This is a genomic window from Rhodococcus sp. (in: high G+C Gram-positive bacteria) (assembly GCF_049591685.1).
Classification (GTDB): Bacteria; Actinomycetota; Actinomycetes; order Mycobacteriales; family Mycobacteriaceae; genus Rhodococcoides.
This window is the reverse complement of sequence record NZ_JBAWFH010000309.1, coordinates 1-5,427: the sequence shown is the minus strand read 5'-3', so window position 1 is coordinate 5,427 and position 5,427 is coordinate 1. Positions and strand designations below refer to the sequence as shown.

At 63.0% G+C, this 5,427-nt stretch carries 5 protein-coding genes and 2 pseudogenes; 5 read left to right on the top strand and 2 right to left on the bottom strand.

The genetic code is table 11. The annotated features are described in order from the left end of the window. The 5 genes and pseudogenes from WBQ44_RS12710 to WBQ44_RS12690 all read left to right on the top strand — a co-directional run. A pseudogene (locus tag WBQ44_RS12710) lies at window positions 1–277 on the top strand (MlaD family protein); the annotation flags it as partial. Continuing rightward, window positions 277–1,383 carry an MCE family protein gene (locus WBQ44_RS12705; protein ID WP_495567043.1) on the top strand — a complete coding sequence of 369 codons (1,107 nt, stop codon included), beginning with the start codon at window positions 277–279 and terminating at the stop codon, window positions 1,381–1,383. The pseudogene WBQ44_RS12710 and the gene WBQ44_RS12705, both read left to right, overlap by 1 nt. After that, window positions 1,380–2,405: an MlaD family protein gene (locus WBQ44_RS12700; RefSeq protein WP_495567042.1), complete on the top strand. Its 1,026-nt coding sequence runs from the start codon at window positions 1,380–1,382 to the stop codon at window positions 2,403–2,405. The genes WBQ44_RS12705 and WBQ44_RS12700 overlap by 4 nt, the downstream gene beginning before the upstream one ends. After that, complete coding sequence (locus tag WBQ44_RS12695) at window positions 2,402–3,361, top strand: MlaD family protein (protein ID WP_495567041.1); 960 nt, start codon at window positions 2,402–2,404, stop codon at window positions 3,359–3,361. The genes WBQ44_RS12700 and WBQ44_RS12695 overlap by 4 nt, the downstream gene beginning before the upstream one ends. A gap of 15 nt (window positions 3,362–3,376) precedes the next feature. Continuing rightward, on the top strand, window positions 3,377–3,922 hold the full coding sequence (locus WBQ44_RS12690; RefSeq protein ID WP_495567040.1) for an Rv1363c family protein: 546 nt from the start codon (window positions 3,377–3,379) through the stop codon (window positions 3,920–3,922). Between the two features lie 15 nt (window positions 3,923–3,937). On the opposite strand, the gene WBQ44_RS12685 is transcribed toward WBQ44_RS12690, so the two are convergent. Both WBQ44_RS12685 and WBQ44_RS12680 read right to left on the bottom strand, forming a co-directional pair. Beyond that, on the bottom strand, window positions 3,938–5,059 hold the full coding sequence (locus WBQ44_RS12685) for a DUF4873 domain-containing protein (protein ID WP_495567039.1): 1,122 nt from the start codon (window positions 5,057–5,059) through the stop codon (window positions 3,938–3,940). After that, a pseudogene (locus WBQ44_RS12680) lies at window positions 5,056–5,427 on the bottom strand (hypothetical protein); the annotation flags it as partial. The pseudogene WBQ44_RS12680 and the gene WBQ44_RS12685, both read right to left, overlap by 4 nt.

Here is a 5,427-nt window from a genome sequence, read left to right as displayed (position 1 = left end):
GAGTGCCTTCAACCTTCTGCAGCGGCTGTTTCAGTTGTTCCACCGGCCGGTCATGGCGTTCGAGGAGGTATTGGAGCCTTCGGTCATTCAGCTCGAGGAGATCACCCAGAAGCTCTTCGCGCGTCTGGGCGACTTCGACGGTGCCGTGACCATCATGAAGGACAGTACGGATCAGCTTTCCGCAATGATCGCCGAGGGAGACGGACCTGTGATCGATCAATCGGAGACCGCCGTCGATCTCGGGATCTGCATACCGGCACCAGGGACGGCGTGCTGATGAGGCAAAGCATCGTCACCGTTCTGTCGGTGGTCACCATCGTCGCCGCTGCAGGAACTGCGGCGTCCGCGAGTGGAGTCGTGGATGTCCGCTCGCAGACGTCGACGGTATGTGCCCAGTTCTCCGATACGGTCGGTCTGTACGAGGGCAACTCGGTCATGATGCTCGGGGTGAAGGTGGGCATTGTCGAGCGAATCGAAAGCGCCGACACCTCCGTGGTGGTGACGATGAATGTCGACGACACCGTCCGGCTGCCCGCTGATGTGGGCGCGGTGACACTGTCGAGTTCGATCGTCACGGACCGGCACGTGGAGTTCACCGCGCCGTACACGCACGGACCGGAATTCGACCGTTCCGGTTGTATCCCGGTGGACAAGACGAGAACGCCGCTCGGGATCAGCGAAACGCTCGATGCGGTCTCCGAATTGGCATCGGACTTGTTGGGTCCCGCCGACGAGAACGGCGCGCACGCCGATGTTCTCGGCGACACACTCCGTGCCGTGGACGGGTCCTTGCAGGGTTCCGGAGCCCAGTTGAACGCGGCACTCCAGCAATTGAGTCGATTGGTGGGTGAGCCGGCAGACCGCGACACCACGGTGAGGCGGTTGATCGACAACCTCGACGGTCTCATCGACACGTTCGCGGTGAGTTGGCCCGATGTGGCGCGGCTGCTGAACAACTTGAAGGCCGGCATGATCACGCTGTCGGAGTTCACCCAGGAATTCGCAGGTGCCGTCCTACTGACCGCCGATTTCATTCCGCCGCTCACACGAACCATCGCGAAGTACGACGAGAAGATCTACGGTTTACTCGATCAGCTGATTCCGATCGTCGATGTAGCGCTGGGTCGCGTCGGCGACATCAAGGACATTCTCGAGCAGGTACCGACCGTCAGCGACAATCTCATGACTATGTACGACGGTGATCTGCGTAGCGGCCGGTTGATCTATCACCCACCGCAATTCGAGATCGACACGAATTCGCCGAACGAGATATGCGCCTTGATGAATTCCTATGCGCCGACGTGTTCGGCCGACCAACGGCGTGGCGATGTCATCGATGTCGGGCTCGTCCAGTTGATTCTCGGACCGGCGGGTTGGCGATGAAGCACACCGCTTTGGCCGTGGGTTCCGCCGTGTGCTGCGTCGTGCTCGTGGCCGGCTGCAATGCGAATGCGGCCGATTTACCCATCCCCGGCAGCTACGTTTCCGGTGAGAGCTACTCGATCGACATCGAATTTCAGAGCGTGCTCAACCTGCCGGACAAAGCCAAGGTCGTGGTCGACGGCGTCGACGTGGGAGTTCTGAACTCGGTGACGCTGGTGGGGTCGACGGCGTTGGCCGAAGTGGACATCGAAGCGGCGGTGACTCTCCCGAACGACACCGTTGCCGAACTCCGTCAGTCGACGATCCTCGGCGAAATCTATATCTCGCTGCTGCCGCCCGACGGGCAGTCCACGGGCACGGGCGTCCTCGAAGACGGTGATGTCATTCCGCTCGAACGGACAAAGCCGGCCGACAACGTGGAGGACGTGCTGCGCGGATTGTCGAACGTGGTGACCGGTGGGCACTACGTACAGCTGCAGGAGGCAGTCAACAACTTCAACGCCGCCGTTCCGCAGGACGTCGTCGACATGAACAAGGTCAACGGTGCTGCGCGCGCCGCGTTGACCGATCTGGGTGACAGCACACCGGAGATCGACAGAATTCTCGCTGCTGCCGAAGGCGTGTCCAACACGATCGTCCAACAACAGGCCGGTGTGAACCGCATTCTGACCCTCGGACCGCAACGCGCGGCAGGACTGTCCGAGGTGCTGTTCAGCGTGGTGCACCTCATTTTCACCCTCGGGTACATGACGCAGAACATCGGCGACGTGCTCGAATCTCCCTACGGCGAACTGAGCGATGCCGTCGGCATTCTGGCGCCCGCCCTCGTGACCGTCGGCAGTGCGGACTCGACCGTCCCCATGAACGTGGACAAGGTGAACACTCTGCTGCGCGAACGGTTGGTTCCGTACTTTCAGTCGGTGCCGATTATCGATGTGCGCTCGGTGTCGACCGACCAAGGGGCGGCGACCCGCGCCGACGACATGATCGCAATCCTGCGTGGGATCGGAATAGTCAAATGAAGTCGTCCAGCGAGCCGAACGCGACCGGCGTATCGCTCGTGGCGTTGTTGGTTCTGACGTTCGCAGGTGTGGCATATCTGACCGTCGGAGTGCTCGACATGGATCCGCGTCGCACCACCAACCACGTCACCGTTCGGATGGTGAGCTCGGGGGGGCTCATGGAGACCTCCGAGGTCACCTCACGGGGGATGCACGTCGGGAAGGTGCAGAGCATCGACGTGACGCCCGACGGGTTGGTGGCCGACATCGCGCTGGACGCCGGGCACGACATCGCGGTCGACTCGGATGTACTGATCGCGAATCTGTCCGCGGCGGGGGAGCAGTATATGGACATACGGCCGCGCACTGCGGGCGGTCCGTACCTCACCGACGGCGACGTGATCGACAGCGACCGTGTCTCCGCGGCCGCCACGGTGAGCGAAACACTCGCGAAGGGCGACGCACTGGCGAAGCAACTCGACGTGTCGGCGTTGACCGGGCTCGCCGATACCGGAACGGAGGCGGTGGACGGACGGGATACCGACATCGGCGCTCTCGTCGACACCATTCGCTACCTTTCGGTCACCCTGCATGACAAGACCGGACAGATCGAAAACCTCTACGACAACGCGCAACAGGTAGGTCGCGACGCATACGGCTACGGTCCGGTCCTGTCCGAGGCGGGACCGGAGGTGGGCGCAACGGGACGAGGCGTCGCCGATCTCCTCGAGTCCTTCCACAAGTACTCCCTAGTGGCGTCGGACGTCTGGGACACACCGCTCGGTCCGCTGATCGAGAAGATCGACAGCTACTTGACGCCGGTGTCGCCCGATCTGGCCCTGATCGCCACGTTGCTCAAGCCCTACACGGAACCGATAAAGCCGCTGCGCCTCGACGCCGGTTCCATCATCGACGTCCTGAACACCGTGTTCCCACCCGGAGGGCCCGCCAAGCTCGCCGTGGAAATACCCAACTGATTGGAAAACCCCTTCATGACCAACCCCGACACAGCCACCAGTCCAGAGAGCACCGGGCGCGTCGGCCGTAAGGGTCCGCCGCTGCTGCTGGGTGGATTTGCGGTCGCGGGCGTCGTGCTGGCGGTGGTTTTCGGCTTTCTGTGGCGTTCGTCGGCGGTCGATCTTGCCGCGTCGCAGGCAGACGAACGTGATCGGCAGATCGCTCTGAACACCGCGTCGGACTATGCCGCGCGGTCGCTCACCTACGACTACCGCAACCTCGACGACTTCTTCGCGGGAGTGGACGAGGGAGCCTCGCAGGCGCTGCAGGATCGGTATGACGGTGTGCAGGATGCTCTGACGACCATCATGACGGAATCCCAGGTCGTTGCCACCGGTGAAGTGCTTTCCGCTGCAGTCGATTCGGAATCGGGCGGCGAGTACAAGGTGACCGTCTTCGCGCAGCAGACTACGCAAAACATTCAGCAGCCCGACGCCGGTGCTGTGGCTAACCTTCTCGCGGTGACGGTCACCGATCAAGACGGGCAGTGGGTCGTCAGCGACTACGGACCGAAGGTGTAACCACTCGGGCGATGGTCAGTGAGCTTTCGTGGCACTGACGAATTGGGCGAGCCCGCGAATGTCCTGCTCGATGTCGGTCATGTCCGACCGCTCGAAGATCGACGTGAAAGTGTCCTTGTCGAACATGCGCACACCGGCGCGGCCGGCGCCGGCACTCAGCAGTGTCTTCACCGGGCCGGCGCTCCGGTTATAGCTCGTCATGATCGCGATGCGCCCTCCGGGGCGAAGGACGCGCACCAGTTCGTCGACCACGGCCAGCGGTTCCGGAATGAGATACAGGGCGGCGTAGCAGCACACCGCGTCGAACGTGTCGTCGGCGAACGGGAGCGCCTGCGCGTCGCCGCGCATGTATGCGGCGTGCGCTCCTCGGTTGTCGCGGACGGCACGGGCAATCATCTGCTCCGAGATATCGAAACCGACGGCCACGCCGTCACCGCTCAGGCTCTCCGAGAGGTGCCTGGTGAAGTTGCCCGGGCCGGATGCTGCGTCGAGAACGGTCATGTTCCCGGTCAAGCGCAGATCAGCGACGGCTTTCGAGCGTTCCGAGGACATCGAAAGACCGCCGAATCCCATCATCATGATCCCCGCCGGTCGCCACAGCTTTTCGTAGATCGACGCCACGACGCGATTGTTCATGGCGCGGCTTGCAGCGGTAGACGACGGAGCGGGGGTGCCGCCCAGGAGCTCGGCGTAGCCGGCGGAAGTGTCGACGGTTGCACGTGCGTGCGGGGTCAGGAGGGCGACTGCTCGCTGCAGTGCGTCGTCATCGGCGCTCATGGTGGGATCTCCTGAGGCAGATAATTCAAGGCTGCCGGGTTCGTCTTCGGGCTCGACAGGATAGGGGGGCATTCCTGTGCCCTGCAGGCGGTATCGGCCCCAAAAATCGACGTCGCCGACAACGACAGCTGCCTCACCGGCTTCGGTCCGCAGGGTTCCGGACGTATTACGACCGCCAGTGGACTCCATGAACTCGCGTAGTGCCTCGTGGGGTCGTACACGTCCGTACCAGCGATAGCGGCCGTCGATGGGTTGCGAGTGGCCTCGCAAATCGATGTCGACGGAGAACGCGGCGACAGGCTTGTCGAAAGTCAGTGTTGCGGCACCCCGAAAATCCGGTTTGCCCGAAAGATCGCTCACGGGTGTTGTTCTCCTTCTGCACGCGAGAATGCGGTATGCATGGGTTGGTCGGTTTCGATGGTGACGCCCGCCAGCGCGCAGGACGACTCGACGAGTCCACTTACCTGCGCGGCGACATAAGCGGAGAACGTCTGGATGGTCATGGCGGGCTCTGCTCGGTCCGAGGAGCCGAGCCACCAGTCGGTGGCCGACGCGACGGCGCCGAAGGCGGAATACGACACCAGTTCGATTGTTGCTCTATCCATTTCCGCACTGTCCGTGTCCTCGCTGGTGGTGGCGTCGGTGAACAGGCGGGCGAGGCGGCTGGCAGCTGAGCGAGCCGCCAGTAGGGCGGTGTCCGACCCCGACGTCCGGTCGGTAGCTCGTTG